1 protein-coding gene and 1 pseudogene are annotated in these 853 nt (G+C 68.5%); both read left to right on the top strand.

What is annotated here, in order from left to right:
• Positions 1-168: 168 nt before the first annotated feature.
• Positions 169-783 (top strand): DUF742 domain-containing protein, encoded by a 615-nt coding sequence (locus tag ABD335_RS27610; RefSeq protein WP_344328371.1) that lies wholly within the window; start codon positions 169-171, stop codon positions 781-783.
• A pseudogene (locus tag ABD335_RS27605) lies at positions 764-853 on the top strand (ATP-binding protein); the annotation flags it as partial. The gene ABD335_RS27610 and the pseudogene ABD335_RS27605, both read left to right, overlap by 20 nt.

The following is an 853-nucleotide window of genomic DNA, read 5'->3' as shown; positions in this document are numbered from 1 at the left end:
GGTACGGTGCTGACCCCGGATCTCCGTGCCGAACTCCAGGGAAGCCTTCTCAACTAACAGACACACCGTGCACGTCGCGTCTCCGCGCCATAGGGTGCGGGGACGCGATGGGCCTCAGCGGTTCCCGGAAGAGACGGCCCGACGACGTCCGGCAGTGGAGGAGGAGACGTGGCAACGCCCCCAGGCGGTCCTTATGGCGGTGAGCACCAGTCTCGACAGCCGCAGAACGAACCGCCCATGAAGCGGTTCAACTTCCCCTCGACTCCGAGCCACCAGTGGCAGACACCCCCGTCCCAGCCGTACCAGCAGCCGCAGCCGTACCAACAGCCACAGCCGTACCAACAGCCGCAACAGCCGCCTCAGCCTCCTCCCTACCCCCGTCAGGGCGAACAATCCCCGCCGCAGCCGCGTCGCGCCCGGCCGGCCGGGAACCAGGGCGGGTCGGCGCCGCTGGTGCGGCCGTACGCCATGACCGGGGGGCGTACCCGCCCGCGTTACCAGCTCGCCATAGAGGCACTGGTGCACACCACGGCGCAGCCCGCCCAGCTCCAGGGCCAGCTGCCCGAACACCAGCGGATCTGCCATCTGTGCTACGAGATCAAATCGGTAGCAGAGATCTCCGCACTTCTCTCCATTCCCTTGGGCGTCGCCCGTATCCTCGTGGCCGACCTGGCCGAGGCCGGTCTCGTCGCCATCCACCAGCCCGGCGGCGACGAGTCCGCCGGTGGCCAGCCAGATGTGACACTGCTCGAAAGGGTGCTCAGTGGACTTCGCAAGCTCTAGCGGTGCAGCCCGCTCCACCACCTCCGCGAAGATCGTGGTGGCGGGCGGGTTCGGCGTGGGCAAGACGACC

It is taken from the genome of Streptomyces macrosporus (assembly GCF_039533145.1).
GTDB classification, from domain to species: Bacteria; Actinomycetota; Actinomycetes; order Streptomycetales; family Streptomycetaceae; genus Streptomyces; species Streptomyces macrosporus.
The sequence above is the reverse complement of the archived record's forward strand: the minus strand, read 5'-3'. Positions and strand labels throughout refer to the sequence as shown.